The organism is Salmonella sp. A29-2, from assembly GCF_020150755.1.
Lineage (GTDB): Bacteria > Pseudomonadota > Gammaproteobacteria > Enterobacterales > Enterobacteriaceae > Salmonella > Salmonella enterica.
This window is the reverse complement of sequence record NZ_CP083731.1, coordinates 1,042,419-1,060,539: the sequence shown is the minus strand read 5'-3', so window position 1 is coordinate 1,060,539 and position 18,121 is coordinate 1,042,419. Positions and strand designations below refer to the sequence as shown.

General features: G+C 56.0%; 20 protein-coding genes. 10 read left to right on the top strand and 10 right to left on the bottom strand.

The window, feature by feature from the left end; all coding sequences use genetic code 11:
• Window positions 1–5: 5 nt before the first annotated feature.
• From hycI to hycA, 9 genes are all read right to left on the bottom strand, one after another.
• Window positions 6–476: a hydrogenase maturation peptidase HycI gene (gene hycI / locus K8W53_RS05160; RefSeq protein ID WP_023181870.1), complete on the bottom strand. Its 471-nt coding sequence runs from the start codon at window positions 474–476 to the stop codon at window positions 6–8.
• Window positions 469–879, bottom strand: a complete 411-nt coding sequence (locus tag K8W53_RS05155) for a formate hydrogenlyase maturation HycH family protein (RefSeq protein ID WP_000003725.1) — start codon at window positions 877–879, stop codon at window positions 469–471. The genes hycI and K8W53_RS05155 overlap by 8 nt, the downstream gene beginning before the upstream one ends.
• The gene (gene hycG, locus K8W53_RS05150) at window positions 876–1,643 is read right to left on the bottom strand and encodes a formate hydrogenlyase subunit HycG (protein ID WP_000067419.1); all 768 of its coding nucleotides are present in this window, start codon (window positions 1,641–1,643) and stop codon (window positions 876–878) included. Before hycG ends, K8W53_RS05155 begins: the two co-directional genes overlap by 4 nt.
• Window positions 1,643–2,185: a formate hydrogenlyase subunit HycF gene (gene hycF, locus K8W53_RS05145; RefSeq protein ID WP_000493767.1), complete on the bottom strand. Its 543-nt coding sequence runs from the start codon at window positions 2,183–2,185 to the stop codon at window positions 1,643–1,645. Before hycF ends, hycG begins: the two co-directional genes overlap by 1 nt.
• A gap of 9 nt (window positions 2,186–2,194) precedes the next feature.
• On the bottom strand, window positions 2,195–3,904 hold the full coding sequence (gene hycE, locus K8W53_RS05140) for a formate hydrogenlyase subunit HycE (RefSeq protein ID WP_001288155.1): 1,710 nt from the start codon (window positions 3,902–3,904) through the stop codon (window positions 2,195–2,197).
• A 17-nt stretch (window positions 3,905–3,921) separates the two neighbouring features.
• On the bottom strand, window positions 3,922–4,845 hold the full coding sequence (locus tag K8W53_RS05135) for a respiratory chain complex I subunit 1 family protein (RefSeq protein WP_000110562.1): 924 nt from the start codon (window positions 4,843–4,845) through the stop codon (window positions 3,922–3,924).
• Window positions 4,846–4,847: 2 nt separating this feature from the next.
• Window positions 4,848–6,674, bottom strand: a complete 1,827-nt coding sequence (gene hycC, locus K8W53_RS05130) for a formate hydrogenlyase subunit 3 (RefSeq protein WP_000097041.1) — start codon at window positions 6,672–6,674, stop codon at window positions 4,848–4,850.
• Complete coding sequence (gene hycB, locus K8W53_RS05125; RefSeq protein WP_001079163.1) at window positions 6,674–7,282, bottom strand: formate hydrogenlyase subunit HycB; 609 nt, start codon at window positions 7,280–7,282, stop codon at window positions 6,674–6,676. The genes hycC and hycB overlap by 1 nt, the downstream gene beginning before the upstream one ends.
• A 145-nt stretch (window positions 7,283–7,427) precedes the next feature.
• Window positions 7,428–7,889 carry a formate hydrogenlyase regulator HycA gene (gene hycA / locus K8W53_RS05120; RefSeq protein WP_000158075.1) on the bottom strand — a complete coding sequence of 154 codons (462 nt, stop codon included), beginning with the start codon at window positions 7,887–7,889 and terminating at the stop codon, window positions 7,428–7,430.
• A gap of 209 nt (window positions 7,890–8,098) precedes the next feature.
• Between hycA and hypA the strand changes: the two genes are divergently transcribed.
• The 6 genes from hypA to flhA all read left to right on the top strand — a co-directional run bounded on the left by hypA (window position 8,099) and on the right by flhA (window position 14,084).
• Window positions 8,099–8,455, top strand: a complete 357-nt coding sequence (gene hypA, locus K8W53_RS05115) for a hydrogenase maturation nickel metallochaperone HypA (RefSeq protein ID WP_000544461.1) — start codon at window positions 8,099–8,101, stop codon at window positions 8,453–8,455.
• Between the two features lie 68 nt (window positions 8,456–8,523).
• Window positions 8,524–9,396 (top strand): hydrogenase nickel incorporation protein HypB, encoded by an 873-nt coding sequence (hypB, locus tag K8W53_RS05110; protein WP_000337636.1) that lies wholly within the window; start codon window positions 8,524–8,526, stop codon window positions 9,394–9,396.
• The gene (gene hypC, locus K8W53_RS05105) at window positions 9,387–9,659 is read left to right on the top strand and encodes a hydrogenase 3 maturation protein HypC (RefSeq protein ID WP_000334871.1); all 273 of its coding nucleotides are present in this window, start codon (window positions 9,387–9,389) and stop codon (window positions 9,657–9,659) included. Before hypB ends, hypC begins: the two co-directional genes overlap by 10 nt.
• Complete coding sequence (gene hypD, locus K8W53_RS05100; protein ID WP_001212962.1) at window positions 9,659–10,780, top strand: hydrogenase formation protein HypD; 1,122 nt, start codon at window positions 9,659–9,661, stop codon at window positions 10,778–10,780. The genes hypC and hypD overlap by 1 nt, the downstream gene beginning before the upstream one ends.
• Window positions 10,777–11,787, top strand: a complete 1,011-nt coding sequence (gene hypE / locus K8W53_RS05095) for a hydrogenase expression/formation protein HypE (RefSeq protein WP_001059959.1) — start codon at window positions 10,777–10,779, stop codon at window positions 11,785–11,787. The genes hypD and hypE overlap by 4 nt, the downstream gene beginning before the upstream one ends.
• A 218-nt stretch (window positions 11,788–12,005) precedes the next feature.
• Window positions 12,006–14,084 (top strand): formate hydrogenlyase transcriptional activator FlhA, encoded by a 2,079-nt coding sequence (gene flhA / locus K8W53_RS05090; RefSeq protein ID WP_023195227.1) that lies wholly within the window; start codon window positions 12,006–12,008, stop codon window positions 14,082–14,084.
• 61 nt (window positions 14,085–14,145) lie between these two features.
• Here the strand turns inward: flhA and K8W53_RS05085 are convergent, their stop codons facing one another.
• Window positions 14,146–14,490, bottom strand: a complete 345-nt coding sequence (locus K8W53_RS05085) for a nitrous oxide-stimulated promoter family protein (RefSeq protein WP_001117944.1) — start codon at window positions 14,488–14,490, stop codon at window positions 14,146–14,148.
• 181 nt (window positions 14,491–14,671) lie between these two features.
• Between K8W53_RS05085 and sitA the strand changes: the two genes are divergently transcribed.
• Genes sitA through sitD form a run of 4 tightly spaced genes read left to right on the top strand, consistent with a single transcriptional unit; the run spans window position 14,672 to window position 18,103 of the window.
• Window positions 14,672–15,589: an iron/manganese ABC transporter substrate-binding protein SitA gene (gene sitA / locus K8W53_RS05080; protein WP_000182929.1), complete on the top strand. Its 918-nt coding sequence runs from the start codon at window positions 14,672–14,674 to the stop codon at window positions 15,587–15,589.
• On the top strand, window positions 15,586–16,407 hold the full coding sequence (gene sitB / locus K8W53_RS05075; RefSeq protein WP_000083153.1) for an iron/manganese ABC transporter ATP-binding protein SitB: 822 nt from the start codon (window positions 15,586–15,588) through the stop codon (window positions 16,405–16,407). The genes sitA and sitB overlap by 4 nt, the downstream gene beginning before the upstream one ends.
• Entirely contained in the window at window positions 16,404–17,264 is an 861-nt protein-coding gene (sitC, locus tag K8W53_RS05070) for an iron/manganese ABC transporter permease subunit SitC (protein ID WP_023225049.1), read from the top strand. The genes sitB and sitC overlap by 4 nt, the downstream gene beginning before the upstream one ends.
• Entirely contained in the window at window positions 17,255–18,103 is an 849-nt protein-coding gene (gene sitD, locus K8W53_RS05065) for an iron/manganese ABC transporter permease subunit SitD (protein ID WP_000480209.1), read from the top strand. Before sitC ends, sitD begins: the two co-directional genes overlap by 10 nt.
• Window positions 18,104–18,121 lie beyond the last annotated feature (18 nt).

Genomic DNA, 18,121 nt, shown 5'->3' with positions numbered 1-18,121 from the left:
GCATTTTACGCCTCCGGCGCTTCCAGCGCGGCAAATCCGCCGTTTCCCTGCCAGCCTTCCAGGCGCTGATAGACGATGTTTACCGCGTCCTTAATCGGTTGAGTCATCGGATAATAAAACCCGACGATATCCGGCTGAATACCAACAAAAATCACCTCGCCGACATCCTCTTTCAGCTGATCGACCAGGTAGTTGAGCGGCATATTGTGGGTGGTCATCATAAACATTTCGGCGATATCATCCGGATCGATAATGCGGATCTCGCCCGGATTAAGCCCCATGTCGGTGGCGTCGACAATCAACAGACGCTGCGGGCGCAGTTCGCGAATCGCCACAATGTCGTTTTCCGGCGCGCTGCCGCCATCAATCACCACCCAATTACCCTTCGGCTGCGCCGCGCACATTTCCGCCAGTAACGGGCCTGCGCCGTCGTCGCCCATCATGCTGTTGCCGACACAGAGTAAAACGTCAGTCACGAAGCCTCCTCACCATCAGGTAGATGGCGCTTTCCTGATGAATGTCATGCAGCATACTGAGCATCAGTTTGCTCCATTCTTGCTGCTGCGGGGTCTGCGCGGCGCGCGCCTCATCAAACGCGCGCGCCAGCATTTGCACATGGTTGAAATCGATGACGATCTCGCCATACTTCGGCACGCCTTCCATTTTACGCCGGGCATCGCTACCGGCTTCCAGGGTGGCGATCCACGCCAGATACTCATCCCATGGGCAGGTGAGCGCGGCCTCCAGACAATCGATAACCCCCAGGTGGTGACCAATCGCCAGGCTGTAATAGACAACCTGCTGCGCCTCGGCAGGCGTCGCATCGTTCTCATCAATAAACTTACGGCTCAGTTGACTGAACACCACCTGTTCGCTCATCGGATACGCGCCTCTTCAACAACATGATTGAGATGGGTGACAATTTCGGTTAAACGCGGATCGTTTTCCGCTTCCAGCCAACGCGCCACTTGCTGCTCGCCCTGCCCCAACTGTGTCAGGTAATCATCGGCGATCTGACGACCATAGCGATAACCCGCCAGCCGGCGCGCCGCGCGATCCACCTTCACGCGCAGCGGCTGCACCATATCCGGATGCAGGATCTCTGCGGGCTGATCGTCCAGCTCACCCGGCGCGCGGGCGTGGATTTTCTGCTCCAGCAGGCCAAGCGCCATCGCAAAGCCATACAGCGTGGCGGCAGGCGTTGGCGGGCAGCCTGGAATATACACATCCACCGGGACGATTTTGTCGGTACCGCCCCACACGCAGTACAGATCGTGGAAAATACCGCCGCTGTTGCCGCAGGCGCCGTAAGAGATACAGATTTTTGGGTCCGGCGCCGACTGCCAGGCGCGCAGTGCCGGAGAGCGCATGGCGCGGGTCACCGCGCCGGTAAACAGCAGAATATCGGCATGACGCGGCGACGGTACCACTTTGATGCCGAAACGCTCGGCATCAAACAGCGGCGAAAGCGTCGCAAAGATTTCGATTTCACAGCCGTTACAGCCGCCGCAATCCACGCGGTAAACGTATGCCGAACGCTTAATATTTTTCAGTAGAGACGCCTTCATGCTGGCGATGGATTCATCCACCGTCATCGGTACCGGAATGCCGTTGGCGTCACGCGGGCCTAATAAATTGCTCATTAGCTGACCTCTTTCATATGGCGAGTCAGTTCAATACGGTCGGACGGCACCAGGCATTTCTGACGCTTACAGTCCGGGCAGGTCTCAAAGCTTTCGCGGTGGTTTTCCGCGCGGCTGTCTCCGTTGTGCGCAAGCAGCGCAATGGCGTAGTCGATCTCTTTCTGTACGGCGAAAGGACGATTACACACGCGGCAGTTGCACAGCGCAAAGCGGGACTGTTGCAGGAAATCTTCTTTCTTCCACACTGCCAGTTCGTACTCTTGCGACAGTTTGATCGCCGCCGTCGGGCAAACTTCTTCGCAGCGACCGCAGAAGATGCAGCGGCCAAGATTGAACTGCCACGCCAGCTCATTAGTCGCAAGATCGGTTTCTACCGTCAGGGCGTTCGACGGACAGGCGTTAACGCAGGCGGCGCAGCCGATGCACTGCTGCGGATTATGTTCCGGCTTGCCGCGGAAGTTTTTATCAACCGCAATCGGCTCCAGCGGATAAGACGAGGTCGCCGTGCCGGTTTTGATAACTTTTTTGATAAAGGTAAACATGGCGATTCCTTATTTCAGCGGCGAGTTTTTACGCTCAATGCTGTAGCGCTCAAGTTCTTTGTACGGCACGACTTTGCTCTTCTTCTTACGCACATCGACCACGGTCATCCGGTCGGTACAGGAGTAGCACGGGTCGAGGCTGCCGATAATCAGCGGCGCATCAGAAACGGTGTTGCCGCGCAGCATATAGCGCAGCGTTGGCCAGTTGGCGTAGGTCGCCGCACGGCAGCGCCAGCGGTACAGCTTCTGGTTGTCGCCGGTCATGCTCCAGTGGATATCGTCACCACGCGGCGCTTCAGCGAAACCGAGCGCAAAACGGTGCGGAATATAGGTAAAGCCTTCCACCATCAGCGGGCCGCCCGGTAGATTATCCAGACCGAAATCGATCATATTCAGCGAGGTGTAAACTTCGTTGATACGGACTTTCAGACGAGAAATCACATCGCAGCCCTGCTCGCTATGTACTTCCATCGGCAGCAGACCGTAACCGACAAACGGGTGGTCGGCGCGGGTGTCGCGGGCGTGACCGCTGGCGCGCACCATCGGGCCGACATTACTGAAGTCGCGGGCAATTTCCGGGTCCAGACGACCGATACCCACGGTACGCTGTTCCATATTCGGCGTGCTCAGCAGCATGTCCACCAGCTCCTGCACGTCACGACGCATCTGCTGCGCCAGTTGACGGGTCTGGATCATGTCCTCTTTGAGCAGATCGCGGCGAATCCCGCCGATCAGGTTCAGTCCGTAAGTTTTGCGCGCCCCGGTCAGTATCTCTGCCATTTTCATGGAGGTTTCACGCACGCGGAAGAACTGCATAAAGCCGGAGTCAAAGCCGGTGAAGTGACAGGCCAGGCCAAGGTTGAGCAGATGCGAGTGCAGGCGTTCCACTTCCAGCAGAATAGCGCGGATCATTTGCGCACGCTCCGGCACCTGAATGCCCATCGCGTTTTCCACGGAAGTGGTGTAGGCGGTGCTGTGGGCGAAGCCGCAGATACCACACACGCGATCCGACAGGAAGGTGACTTCGTTATAACCCATGCGGGTTTCCGCCAGTTTTTCCATACCACGGTGGACGTAGAACAGGCGGTAGTCGGCGTCGATAATGTTTTCGCCATCGACGAACAGACGGAAGTGGCCCGGTTCATCGGAAGTAACATGCAGCGGGCCAATCGGCACCACGTTATTTTTCTTGTCACCCAGCTCGTTAATGAACTCGTAGGTTTCCGCATCGGTGGTCGGCGCCGGGCGCTGACGATAATCCATACTGTCTTTACGCAGCGGATAGAGTTCATCCGGCCAGTCGTCCGGCAGCACCAGACGGCGCTCGTCCGGCAGACCGACCGGGATTAAACCGTACATGTCGCGTACTTCGCGCTCACCCCACACGGCAGCCGGCACGCGCGGCGTAACGGATGGGAATTCCAGCTTATTGGCATCCACTTCAACGCGAACGGTAATCCAGCACTTCGTGCCCTGCTCCATCGACAGTACGTAATAAACGGCATAGTGGCCGCACAACTGGCGTTCGTCATTACCGAACAGCACCGACAGCCACCCACCCTGCTGGTAGTAAAGAAACTCCACCACTTCCGGCAGATAGTTTACTTTCACCGTAATAGTCAGCTGATCTTTGGTCTGCCAGGCTTCGTCCAGCACGACGCCCGGAAACGCCTGGTGCAGCGCCGCAAGGTATTGTTGACCTAATTTTTCTTCAGACATGCTCAAACTCTCTTAAATCACGCCGCCAGCAAGGAGACGAAGGCTAAAAACGCAAACCCAAAACCGGCCCAGGTCACGCGTGAAGTGGCGCAAAAACGCAGTCGCGCCATGCTGTTTTCAAACAGGGCGATCACCAGTACGCCGACAATCAGCTTGACGATGGCAATCACCAGCGCCAGCAACAGTCCGCCTGCGCTGAAGGTTTCCATCTGTCCCCACGGCAGAAACACGCCGACGAACATTTGCAGCACCACCAGTTGCTTAAGGCTGATGCCCCATTTCAGCACCGCAAAGCCGCTACCGCTGTATTCGGTCAACGGCCCTTCCTGCAACTCCTGCTCCGCTTCCGCCAGGTCGAACGGCAGCTTGCCCATTTCGATAAAGGTGGCGAAGGCGCAGGCGCACAGCGCCAGAATCAGCGGAATACTGCGCGCGACAGGCCAGTGATAAATGGTATCGGCGATATTGCTGATATGAGTTGAACCCGCCACCTGCGCGGCGACCCACAGACCCAGCAGCAGAATCGGCTCCACCAGCACGCCGAGCATCGCTTCACGGCTGGCGCCGATCGCGGTGAACGGGCTGCCGGTATCCAGGCCTGCAATAGAGAAGAAGAAGCGTGCAATCGCGAACAGGTAAATCAGGGTGATTAAATCACCCAGTTGCGGCAACGGAGATCCAACGGTGACGACCGGCAGCGCGGTGGCGATAGTCAGCATCACGCCGACCATCACAAACGGCGTCAGGCGAAAAACCCAGCCAGAATCAGCGGGCGCAATACTCTGACGACCGAGCAGTTTGATAATGTCGCGGTACTCCTGCAACACGCCCGGCCCTCGGCGATTGTGTAGACGGGCGCGCGCCACGCGAGTAATACCGGACAGCAATGGCGCAACGGCAAATAGCACCAGCGCCTGAATTAACGGATAAAACACACTCATTTTCAGGCTCCTCGTGAAACCACAATCACCACCAGCACCGCCAGCTCAATCAGCGCCAGACGACGGAACAGCACCGCGGCCGCCGCGTTCTGCCAGCCCGGTACCAGCGATACCGGGTTCAGCCATTTACGCAATTTGAGTACCGGGGCAAAGGCCTCTTTCACCGGCATGGCGAAACCGTGCGCGGTAATCACCATCGACTGCTCATGGTCGTAGCCGCACACCCAGGCCGCGCCGCGAGAACGCGACGGCAGACGGTTGCCTTTGAACATCGCCATAATGATGAACGGCAGTAGCGGACAGGCGACCAACAGCAGCGTGATCATCGGCTGCGATACGGTGGTGTGCGCGGTTTCCAGCGGCAACGGTACCGCAGTGGAAATCATCGGCAGCAGCCACGGCGCGGCAACCCCGCCCAGTACGCAGCAAATCGCCAATGCCACCACGCTGACGCCCATCAGGATCGGCGCGCAGCTGGCATTTTCAGCTTCCTTCGTGCGCGGCGCGCCAAGGAACGTCACGCCGTAAACTTTCGCCATACACATCACCGCCAGCGCGCCGGTAATCGCCAGGCCAACCGCCAGCAGCGGTCCTAACAGACGACCAACAAACGCACCGCTGTTGCCCAGTTTGAAGAAGGACTGGTAAATCACCCACTCGCCGGCAAAGCCGTTCAGCGGCGGCAGCGCCGCCATCGCCATCAGACCGACCAGCATGGCGATAGAAATAACCGGCATCCGTTTACCAATACCGCCCAGTTTTTCGATATCGCGATGACCGGTACGGAACCAGATGCTGCCCGCGCCCAGAAACAGCACGCTTTTGAACAGGCTATGGTTCAGCAGGTGATAGAGCCCGCCGGTCAGACCCAGCGCGATCAGTACCGGCTGATTGAGAGCAATCCCGGTAACGCCTGCGCCCAGACCGAGCAAAATGATGCCGATATTTTCCAGCGTGTGATAGGCCAGCAAGCGCTGAATGTTATGCTCCATCAGCGCGTACAAACCACCGACAAAGGCGGTGATCATCCCAAGCACCAACAGCGCCACGCCCCACCACAGCGGCGCATTGCCGCCAAGCAGAGATAGCGTGAGAATGCCCAGCAGCCCGATCTTCATCACCACGGTCGAGAACAGCGCGGCGGCGGGAGCGCTGGCGTTGGCGTGCGCCTGCGGCACCCAACCGTGTAGCGGGATAATCCCGGCCAGCAGACCAAAACCGATAACGCCGAGCAGCCAGATATCGGAGCCCAGCGGCAGTTGCTGAGCGCGTTGATCCAGCAGCCCCAGATCCAGCGTGCCGTAGCGCTGCCACACCAGCCAGCAGGCGATTGCCAGCAGCAGCGTACCGAGACGGCCCAGCGCAAACCACAGTTTGCCCTCTTTGCTACCGCCGGTGAGGAACACGGCGCAGAGCGCCATGATTTCCGCCATCACCACCATCGTCCCCAGATTACTGGCGACCACGGCGCAGACAGCTGCCGCCATCAGCAGGTTGATCAACAGTCCGTTGGCTTTTACCTGTGGATGGCGATGCCAGTCGATATTGAACAGGCTGACGAACAGACCGCACAGCCCCAGCGTAATCAGCCAGATAGCATTCAGCGGCGTTATTTGCAGCATGTGGCCGGTAAACGGCATCACGCCGCTCACCGTAACGGCGCTGGTCAGCGCGGTGAACCCCGCGCCAGCCGTACACAGGCTGCCGACCGCGCCGCCGATACCGGCAATCCAGCCGCTCAGCGCTTTATGAAACGAAAACAGAAACGCCAGAACGGCGGCGGCGGCAAACCACGCGACGCCGCTAGTAATCAGTGAAAGTGAACTCATTATGCATCCCCACTCTGAGCCTGCTGAAACAAGGTGAGATCGCCAAAATCGGTATTAAACGTCAGCTCACGTTTACGTTTGCTGGCGCGGGCGATATCCGTGTTATCCACCAGGTGTAGCGCTTTAGTCGGGCACATCCGCACACAGGCCGGGCCTTGCTCGTCAAAGCTGCACAGGTCGCATTTCACCGCAATAGCGCGTACGCCCGGCACCCAGTCGAGCAACGTACTGACGCGCGCAGGCGCTGGCGGCGCGGGCGGCGCTTTCGGCGTATTGGCGTTCGCCGGAATATGCAGCGGACGGCTGCCGGAAAACTCAATAGCGCCAAACGGACAGGCAATACCGCACAGTTTGCAGCTCACGCACAGGCTTTCATTAAGCTGGACAGCGCCGTCAACGCGATTAATCGCGTTAACCGGGCATACCGTGGCGCATGGCGCATCTTCACAGTGGTGACAAAGCTGCGGCGCAGATTCTTTTTCATTCAGCATCACTTTCAGGCGCGGCATTGACTGCAGGCCATGCTGGCGATGCGTCTCTGAACAGGCGGCCTCACAGGTGTGGCAGCCGATACAGAGAGTGGAGTCAGCAATTACAAAACGATTCACCAGGCATTCCTCAGGTGATTGTCATTTTTGACGAAAACATGCCGTTGAAATGTCATTTTCGACACTTATCGACACGCCCATCCCCAAAACATTCATGACATGGCGCAACGCCACATCGCGAATCAAAGCGGGCAACGCCTCAGGCTTATACCGCCGGGCTGTTTCCCTTTACCAATTGGCGCAAATTAACCGGCGAGTTGGTTTCTACAGCGGTATAGAGGCTGTCGTAAACGCTGGCGATTTTTTCCAGATAGTGCTCCAGCACCTGCTCGCGATCGCGGTTGTTAACCCGTTCGTCAACCTTGCCGTCGATATCGAGCTGCGCCTGTGCAATCAATTGTTTATCTTCGCCATCTTTGGTTTCAACGTAGTACTCAATGGTGTGGCTGTTAAAACCATCCGCCAACGCGACGTAAATACGAAAGTGCTCAAACAGGACAAAGCAAAGATCCCTTTCCGGCGCGCAGCTCATTGCGTGATGCAGGCGCGCTTTCGAGAGGGTGATCCCCTGAACCAGCGAGTTGCAGTAAATATGCCACTGGTCCTGTAGGCGACGATGCCGTTGCGCGATGTAATCGGCCTTTTCGCTTATTTCCCAAATAGTCATGTCAGGTTACCCGTTTAACAGAGATGCCTGCGTTAAGCATTTTCCATGCCAACTTTTAACTTATTGTTTTTAATGGCAGACGAGCGCAGTTACTGCCGTTTCGACGCGGTGACGACATGTCATTTCGTCATCGTCGACATTAACCTGCCAGGGGATAAAAATATTGGCATAAATATTGCTTTACAGGGGCAACCACTACGGGAGGCGATATGCACGAAATCACCCTCTGCCAACGGGCACTGGAATTGATTGAACAACAGGCTTCAGCATACGGTGCAAAACGTGTGACAGCCGTCTGGATCAAAATTGGCGCATTTTCTTGCGTGGAAACCAGCGCTCTTTCCTTTTGTTTTGATCTGGTATGCCGCGGCACGATAGCAGAAGGTTGTAAACTGCACCTCGAAGAACAGGAAGCCGAATGCTGGTGTGAGCATTGTCAACAATATGTCACGTTGTTAACCCACCGTGTACGTCGTTGTCCGCAATGTCATAGCGATACGCTGCGAATTGTGGCCGATGACGGCTTACAAATTCGGCGCATAGAGATTGATGAAACTGAAGATTAATGCCGGATAGACGCTCGCGTCGCCATCCGGCAGAAAGCCTGTAACAAGAAAAAGATCAGGAGTAAGCGATGTGTACGACTTGCGGTTGCGCTGAAGGCAACCTTTATATAGAAGGCGATGAACATAATCCGCACTCAGCGTTTCGTAGCGCGCCCTTTGCCCCAGCGGCTCGCCCGGCGCTGAATATTACCGGCATTAAAACGCCTGACTTTGCCCCAAGTCAGACCGCAGAAGGCGATCTGCATTACGGCCACGGCGAAGCCGGAACCCACGCGCCTGGTATGAGTCAGCGGCGGATGCTGGAGGTTGAAATCGACGTGCTGGACAAAAATAATCGTCTGGCTGAGCGCAACCGCGCCCGTTTCGCCGCCCGCCAGCAACTGGTGCTCAACCTGGTGTCCAGCCCCGGGTCCGGTAAAACCACCCTGCTGACTGAAACGCTAATGAAATTGAAAGACCGTGTACCGTGCGCGGTGATTGAAGGCGACCAGCAGACAGTGAACGACGCCGCCCGCATCCGTGCTACCGGCACGCCCGCCATTCAGGTCAACACCGGTAAAGGCTGCCATCTTGACGCGCAAATGATCGCCGACGCCGCGCCGCGCCTGCCGCTGGATGACCACGGTATTCTGTTTATCGAAAACGTCGGTAATCTTGTCTGCCCGGCCAGCTTCGATCTGGGCGAAAAGCATAAAGTCGCAGTGCTTTCCGTGACCGAAGGTGAAGATAAGCCGCTGAAATATCCCCATATGTTTGCCGCTGCGTCGCTCATGCTGCTCAATAAAGTCGATCTGCTGCCCTACCTCAATTTTGACGTTGAGAAGTGCATCGCCAGCGCGCGTGAAGTGAACCCGGAGATTGAAATTATCCTGATTTCCGCCACCAGCGGCGAAGGCATGGATCAGTGGCTGGCCTGGCTGGAGGCGCAGCGATGTGCATAGGCGTGCCGGGTCAAATCCGCGCCATTGACGGCAATCAGGCAAAAGTTGACGTCTGCGGCATTCAGCGCGACGTCGATCTCACATTAGTCGGCAGTTGTGATGAAAACGGTCAGCCGCGTCTGGGTCAGTGGGTGCTGGTTCATGTCGGATTCGCCATGAGCGTCATTAACGAAGCGGAAGCGCGCGACACGCTCGACGCGCTACAAAATATGTTTGATGTTGAGCCGGACGTCGGCGCACTGCTGTATGGTGAGGAGAGATAATGCGTTTTGTTGACGAGTACCGTGCGCCGGAACAGGTGATGCAGCTCATTGAACACCTGCGTGAACGCGCCGCCCTTCTTCCTTACACTGCCGAACGTCCGTTGCGCATTATGGAAGTCTGCGGGGGTCATACCCACGCAATTTTTAAATTTGGTCTCGATCAGTTACTGCCCGAAAACGTGGAGTTTATTCACGGCCCCGGTTGTCCGGTCTGCGTGCTGCCAATGGGACGCATCGACAGTTGCGTGGAAATCGCCAGCCATCCGGAGGTGATTTTCTGCACCTTTGGCGATGCCATGCGCGTGCCGGGGAAACAGGGTTCTCTGTTGCAGGCTAAAGCGCGCGGCGCGGATGTGCGTATTGTTTACTCTCCGATGGACGCGCTGAAGCTGGCGCAGGATAACCCGACCCGCAAAGTAGTATTTTTCGGGCTGGGTTTTGAAACCACCATGCCGACCACCGCCATCACGCTACAGCAGGCAAAACAGCGTGACGTGCGAAACTTCTACTTTTTCTGCCAGCACATTACGCTGATCCCGACGCTGCGTAGCCTACTGGAGCAGCCGGACAACGGCATTGACGCCTTTCTTGCGCCAGGGCACGTCAGCATGGTCATCGGCACCGAGGCGTACCAGTTTATCGCCGCCGATTTTAATCGCCCGCTGGTGGTGGCTGGATTCGAACCGCTTGATCTACTGCAAGGCGTGGTCATGCTGGTTGAGCAGAAAATAGCGGCCCTAAGCCAGGTTGAAAACCAATACCGTCGCGTGGTGCCGGATGCCGGAAACATGCTGGCGCAGCAGGCCATCGCCGATGTGTTCTGCGTTAATGGCGACAGCGAGTGGCGCGGTCTGGGCGTGATTGAATCCTCCGGCGTCCACCTGACGCCAGAGTATCAGCGCTTTGACGCCGAAGCGCACTTTCGCCCAGCGCCGCAACAGGTCTATGACGATCCGCGCGCCCGCTGCGGCGAAGTGCTGACCGGCAGATGCAAGCCGCATCAGTGCCCGCTATTTGGTAAAACATGTAATCCAGAGACCGCGTTCGGCGCGCTGATGGTCTCTTCCGAAGGCGCATGCGCCGCCTGGTATCAGTATCGTCAGCAGGAGTGTGAAGTTTGAACAATATACAACTCGCCCACGGCAGCGGCGGCCAGGCTATGCAACAGTTGATTAATAGCCTGTTTATGGAGGCCTTTGCCAACCCGTGGCTGGCGGAACAAGAAGATCAGGCGCGTCTGGAGCTGGCGCAACTGACGGCGGAGGGCGACCGTCTGGCGTTTTCTACCGATAGCTATGTGATCGATCCGCTCTTTTTCCCCGGCGGCAATATCGGCAAACTGGCGATTTGCGGTACGGCGAACGACGTAGCGGTGAGCGGCGCGATCCCCCGCTATCTCTCCTGCGGCTTTATCCTTGAAGAAGGGCTGCCGATGGAGACGTTAAAAAGCGTGGTCAATAGCATGGCGGCGACCGCGCGGGAAGCGGGTATCGCCATTGTAACCGGCGACACCAAAGTTGTGCAGCGCGGCGCGGCGGATAAATTGTTTATCAACACTGCCGGCATGGGGGCGATTCCCGCCGATATTCACTGGGGCGCGCAAACGCTGAGCGTTGGCGATGTGCTGTTAGTCAGCGGTACGCTTGGCGATCACGGCGCCACTATCCTCAACCTGCGTGAGCAACTGGGACTGGATGGCGAGCTGGCGAGCGACTGCGCAGTATTAACGCCGCTAATTCAGACGCTGCGTCATATTGACGGAGTTAAGGCATTGCGTGACGCCACGCGCGGCGGCGTGAATGCGGTCGCCCATGAGTTTGCGGCGTCCTGCGGTTACGGTATTGAATTGTCCGAATCCGCACTGCCGCTCAAACCTGCCGTGCGCGGCGTCTGCGAGCTGTTGGGGCTGGATGCCCTGAACTTTGCCAACGAAGGAAAACTGGTGATTGCCGTTGAACGGCAGGCCGCAGATCGGGCGTTGGCGGCATTACGCGCGCATCCGCTGGGACGTGATGCGGCGCTGATTGGCGAAGTCGTGGAACGCAAAGGCGTTCGCTTAGCCGGACTCTATGGCGTGAAGCGAACCCTTGATTTGCCACACGCCGAACCATTACCTCGTATATGCTAGCAGCCTGTTGGCAGCATACTGTAGGCCGGATAAGACGCATTTGCGTCGACATCCGGCATTAACGCTGCATTAACGCCTGATGGCGCTTTGCTTATCAGGCCTACGGAGTGTGTGACCAGCGAGTTTGCGGTCAGCCATCCGGCAATAACTTACGACTTATACCTATAATTCATTTACCGTTTTCGCACCGTTTTGCGGTATTTTCCTGGAAAAGCAACATGTCGTATACACCCATGAGCGATCTTGGACAGCAAGGCTTGTTCGATATCACTCGTACCTTATTGCAGCAGCCCGATTTGGCGTCGCTCAGTGAAGCGCTTTCGCAACTGGTAAAGCGTTCAGCGCTCGCCGACAGCGCCGGCATTGTGCTATGGCAGGCGCAGTCGCAACGCGCACAATATTATGCGACGCGAGAAAATGGCCGTCCTGTTGAATATGAAGATGAAACCGTACTGGCGCACGGCCCGGTACGTCGCATCCTTTCTCGCCCCGATGCATTGCACTGTAATTTCCATGAGTTTATCGAAACCTGGCCGCAGCTTGCCGCGAGCGGCCTCTACCCTGAATTTGGTCATTACTGTCTGCTTCCTTTAGCCGCGGAGGGCCGTATTTTCGGCGGCTGCGAATTCATCCGTCAGGAAGATCGTCCCTGGAGTGAAAAGGAATATGACCGTCTGCATACGTTTACCCAAATTGTCGGCGTGGTCGCCGAGCAAATTCAAAACCGGGTAAACAATAATGTCGATTATGATCTGTTGTGCCGCGAACGCGATAACTTCCGTATTCTGGTTGCAATCACCAACGCCGTCCTGTCGCGTCTGGATATTGATGAGCTGGTAAGCGAAGTCGCAAAAGAGATCCACCACTATTTCAATATCGACGCGATCAGCATCGTGTTGCGCAGCCATCGCAAAAATAAGCTGAATATCTACTCCACCCACTACCTTGATGAGCATCATCCGGCGCACGAACAGAGCGAAGTCGACGAAGCCGGCACGCTCACGGAGCGCGTCTTTAAAAGTAAAGAGATGCTGCTTATCAACCTCAACGAACGCGATCCGCTTGCTCCCTACGAACGCATGCTGTTCGATACCTGGGGCAATCAGATCCAGACGCTTTGCCTGCTGCCGTTGATGTCCGGCAAGACGATGCTTGGCGTGCTCAAACTGGCGCAGTGCGAAGAAAAAGTGTTTACCACCGCCAACCTCAAGCTGCTGCGTCAGATTGCCGAACGGGTAGCCATTGCCGTGGATAATGCGCTGGCCTATCAGGAAATCCACCGACTGAAGGAACGCCTGGTCGACGAAAACCTGGCGCTCACGGAGCAGCTTAATAACGTCGACAGCGAGTTTGGCGAGATCATCGGGCGCAGCGAAGCGATGTACAACGTGCTAAAGCAGGTTGAGATGGTGGCGCAGAGCGACAGTACCGTACTGATTCTGGGCGAAACGGGAACCGGTAAAGAGTTGATTGCCCGCGCCATTCACAACCTGAGCGGACGTAGCGGGCGCAGGATGGTAAAAATGAACTGCGCCGCGATGCCGGCGGGGCTGCTGGAAAGCGATTTGTTTGGTCATGAGCGCGGCGCGTTTACCGGCGCCAGCGCGCAGCGGATTGGCCGTTTCGAGCTGGCGGATAAAAGCTCGCTGTTTCTGGATGAAGTGGGCGACATGCCGCTGGAGCTACAGCCTAAGCTGCTGCGCGTCCTTCAGGAGCAAGAGTTTGAACGTCTCGGCAGCAATAAACTGATCCAGACCGACGTGCGGCTGATCGCCGCGACTAACCGCGATCTGAAAAAAATGGTCGCCGATCGCGAATTCCGTAACGATCTCTACTATCGGCTGAATGTTTTTCCGATCCAGCTTCCTCCGTTGCGCGAACGTCCGGAAGATATTCCACTACTGGTCAAAGCGTTCACTTTCAAAATCGCCCGCCGAATGGGGCGTAATATCGACAGCATTCCCGCCGAAACGCTGCGCACGCTCAGCAGCATGGAATGGCCGGGGAACGTTCGCGAGCTGGAGAATGTCGTCGAGCGCGCCGTGCTGCTGACGCGCGGCAATGTGCTACAACTGTCGCTGCCGGATATTACCGCCGTAACGCCCGATACCTCGCCTGTTGCGACTGAAAGCGCCAAAGAAGGCGAAGATGAATATCAGCTTATTATACGCGTGCTGAAAGAGACCAATGGCGTAGTGGCTGGACCAAAAGGCGCGGCGCAGCGTCTGGGGCTTAAACGAACCACCCTGCTATCGCGTATGAAGCGATTGGGTATTGATAAAGACGCGTTAGCGTAACGGGTTGCCGGATCTGATCCGGCCAGGAGATGATGCGCGCCGTAGGCCTGGCGCTTCCCCTTCACTTCTTGCGCTGATATTTTTCCGGCAATTCCGGAACGGGGCGCTTATCGTCGATAAGGTGCCGCACGGTCAGGACAGGGTGTCGCCAAAGCATTCGCGGACCTGCCCAACGCATAATCTGCTTCATCTCCTCGCGTTTAGCCGGCTGATAGCAGTGCACCGGGCACTGCTTACAGGCGGGTTTTTCCTCGCCAAATACGCATTTATCAAGACGTTTTTGCGCGTAGGCGAATAGCGCCTCGTAATGCCCCTGCACCGCTGACGCCTGTGGGCACTGGCTTTCATACAGCGCGATCATTTTTTTGATCGTCAGTTTTTCACGAGCGATACGTTTACCAGGCATCGTGCTCTCTCCGAACATTAAGGTGTATTTATTTTACACCTTATCCCTCTTTAGCACTATCACTGCATATCGTCGCCATTTCGCAAATAAGAATTATTTTCATTTATTCATGCCTTGTGCTATATAACATAGCAAAGGCTATATTCGATGATTAATTAACCACATTGTTGCGAGGGATACTATGACGAATCTACATCGTCTGAAAACACTCCTGATTGCCGGTATTGTCGCGATACTCGCGCTATCGCCAGCCTATGCAAAAGAGAAATTTAAAGTCATCACCACGTTTACCGTTATTGCCGACATGGCGAAAAACGTGGCGGGCGACGCAGCGGAAGTCAGCTCAATTACCAAGCCCGGCGCTGAAATCCATGAGTATCAGCCAACGCCCGGCGATATTAAACGAGCGCAGGGGGCGCAGCTTATCCTCGCGAATGGTCTGAACCTGGAGCGATGGTTCGCCCGCTTTTATCAGCACCTTTCCGGCGTACCGGAAGTCATCGTCTCCACCGGTGTCAAACCGATGGGCATTACCGAAGGCCCGTATAACGGTAAACCGAACCCGCACGCCTGGATGTCGGCAGAAAACGCGCTGATTTATGTCGATAACATTCGCGACGCCCTGGTGAAGTACGATCCGGATAATGCGCAGATCTATAAGCAAAACGCCGAACGCTATAAAGCGAAAATTCGCCAGATGGCCGATCCGTTGCGTGCCGAACTGGAAAAAATTCCCGCCGATCAGCGCTGGCTGGTCACCAGTGAAGGCGCGTTCTCTTACCTGGCGCGCGATAATGACATGAAAGAGCTGTATCTCTGGCCAATTAACGCCGATCAACAGGGGACGCCAAAACAGGTGCGTAAAGTGATTGATACCATTAAAAAGCACCATATTCCCGCCATCTTTAGCGAGAGTACGGTTTCCGATAAACCGGCCCGTCAGGTCGCGCGTGAATCCGGCGCGCATTATGGCGGCGTGCTGTATGTCGATTCTCTGAGCGCCGCTGACGGCCCTGTGCCAACCTATCTGGATCTGCTGCGCGTCACGACCGAAACCATCGTCAACGGCATTAACGACGGACTGAGGAGTCAACAATGAGTCAATCTGCGATTACCGTTGATCAAGTCACGGTGACGTATCGCAACGGTCATACCGCCCTACGGGACGCCACTTTTCAGGTGCCAGGCGGTTCAATCGCCGCGCTGGTAGGCGTAAATGGCTCCGGTAAGTCTACGTTATTTAAAGCGTTAATGGGCTTTGTGCATCTTGCGCAGGGCGATATCACTATCCTGCAACAGTCAGTCAACAAGGCGCTGAAAAAAAACCTCATTGCTTATGTTCCGCAATCAGAAGAAGTGGACTGGTCATTTCCGGTGCTGGTAGAAGATGTGGTGATGATGGGACGCTACGGCCATATGGGCTGGCTACGCCGTCCCACTGCGCATGATCACGCCTGTGTTGACGCCGCGCTGGCGCGGGTGGATATGCAGGAATATCGTCACAGGCAGATTGGCGAGCTGTCCGGCGGGCAGAAAAAACGTGTGTTTCTTGCCAGGGCCATCGCTCAGGATGGACAGGTAATCCTGCTGGATGAACCTTTTACCGGCGTGGATGTAAAAACCGAAGCGCGAATCATCGATCTACTGCGGGAACTGCGCGATGAAGGCCGCACGATGCTGGTCTCAACGCATAATCTCGGCTCCGTCACCGAGTTTTGCGACTATACGGTAATGATTAAAGGAACCGTACTGGCCAGCGGCCCTACCGAAACCACGTTTACCGCCGCGAATCTGGAACAGGCGTTTAGCGGCGTTCTACGTCATATCGCGCTAAGCGGAGGCGAAGAGCACATCATCACCGATGACGAGCGCCCCTTTATTTCCCGGCGCGTGGCCAGCGGAGGAAAATCGTCATGAACTGGCTTGTTGAGCCGTTTGGCTACCAGTATATGCTCAACGCGATGTGGGTCTCCGCGATGGTGGGCGGTCTGTGCGCGTTTCTCTCCTGCTATTTGATGCTCAAAGGCTGGTCGCTCATTGGCGATGCGCTATCTCACTCTATTGTGCCTGGCGTCGCTGGCGCCTGGATGTTAGGGCTGCCCTTCTCGCTCGGCGCGTTTCTTTCCGGCGGACTGGCGGCAGGCAGTATGCTCTTTCTTAACCAACGCTCACGCCTGAAAGAAGACGCGATTATCGGGCTTATCTTCTCCTCTTTTTTTGGCGTCGGCCTTTTTATGGTGTCGCTAAATCCGATGTCGGTGAATATCCAGACGATTATTCTCGGCAACGTGCTGGCGATCGCGCCAGCGGATATTGCGCAACTGGCGATTATCGGCGCAGTCTCGCTGACGATTCTGCTGTTAAAGTGGAAAGATCTGATGGTCGTCTTTTTCGATGAAACCCATGCGCGTTCTATCGGGCTTAATCCGGGTCGACTAAAGCTGTTGTTTTTCACTCTATTGTCCGTCTCTACCGTGGCGGCCCTGCAAACCGTTGGGGCGTTCCTGGTGATCTGTCTCGTCGTCACGCCGGGCGCGACGGCCTGGTTACTCACCGACCGTTTTCCACGTCTGCTCATGATTGCCGTCGTGATTGGCAGCCTGACCAGTTTTCTGGGCGCATGGCTTAGCTACTGGCTGGATGGCGCCACGGGTGGAATTATTGTCGTCATGCAAACCTTACTGTTCATCATAGCCTTTATTTTCGCCCCGAAACACGGTCTGTTAGCCAACCGTCGACGCGCCCGCCTGCAGAAGGAGCCGACATGTTCTTAACAACGTTACTGGAACCCTTTCAGTTTGATTTTATGGTGAACGCCCTTATGGTTTCGGTCATTGTGGCGATTCCCTGCGCCTTACTGTCCGTGTTTTTAGTGTTAAAAGGCTGGGCGTTAATGGGCGATGCAATGAGTCATGCGGTATTCCCCGGGGTCGTGCTGGCATATATTGTGGGGATCCCCCTGGCGATTGGCGCCTTCATTGCCGGATTATTTTGCGCTATCGCGACCGGCTATCTGGACGATAACAGCCGCATCAAACGTGATACGGTGATGGGCATCGTCTTTTCCGGGATGTTTGGCGCAGGTCTGGTGCTCTATGTTTCTATTCAATCGGAAGTGCATCTGGATCACATCCTGTTTGGGGATATGCTGGGCGTATCGCTGGGGGATATCGTACAAACGTCAGTTATTGCACTGGGTATTGCGTTAATCATAGGGCTGAAATGGAAAGATCTCCTGCTACACGCTTTTGACCCGCACCAGGCGAAAGCCAGCGGGCTGAATACCACGCTACTGCATTATGGCCTGCTATGTATGATTGCGCTGACTATCGTCGCCACGCTGAAATCGGTGGGCATTATTCTGTCAATCTCACTACTTATCGCCCCCGGCGCAATTGCCATTTTGCTGACGCGACGCTTTGCGCGCGCGCTGGGATTAGCGGTGAGTCTGTCAGTTATTACCGCTTTTGCGGGCGTCTATCTGTCTTTTTATCTTGATAGCGCGCCAGCGCCGACCATCGTGGTATTATTTGCCATCGTGTTTATTGCGGTATTTATTTACGCAACATGGCGCGACAGGCGTAATGAAATCGTACCAGAGGCGCAAGGTTAACACTTTTTTGCCTGCTAT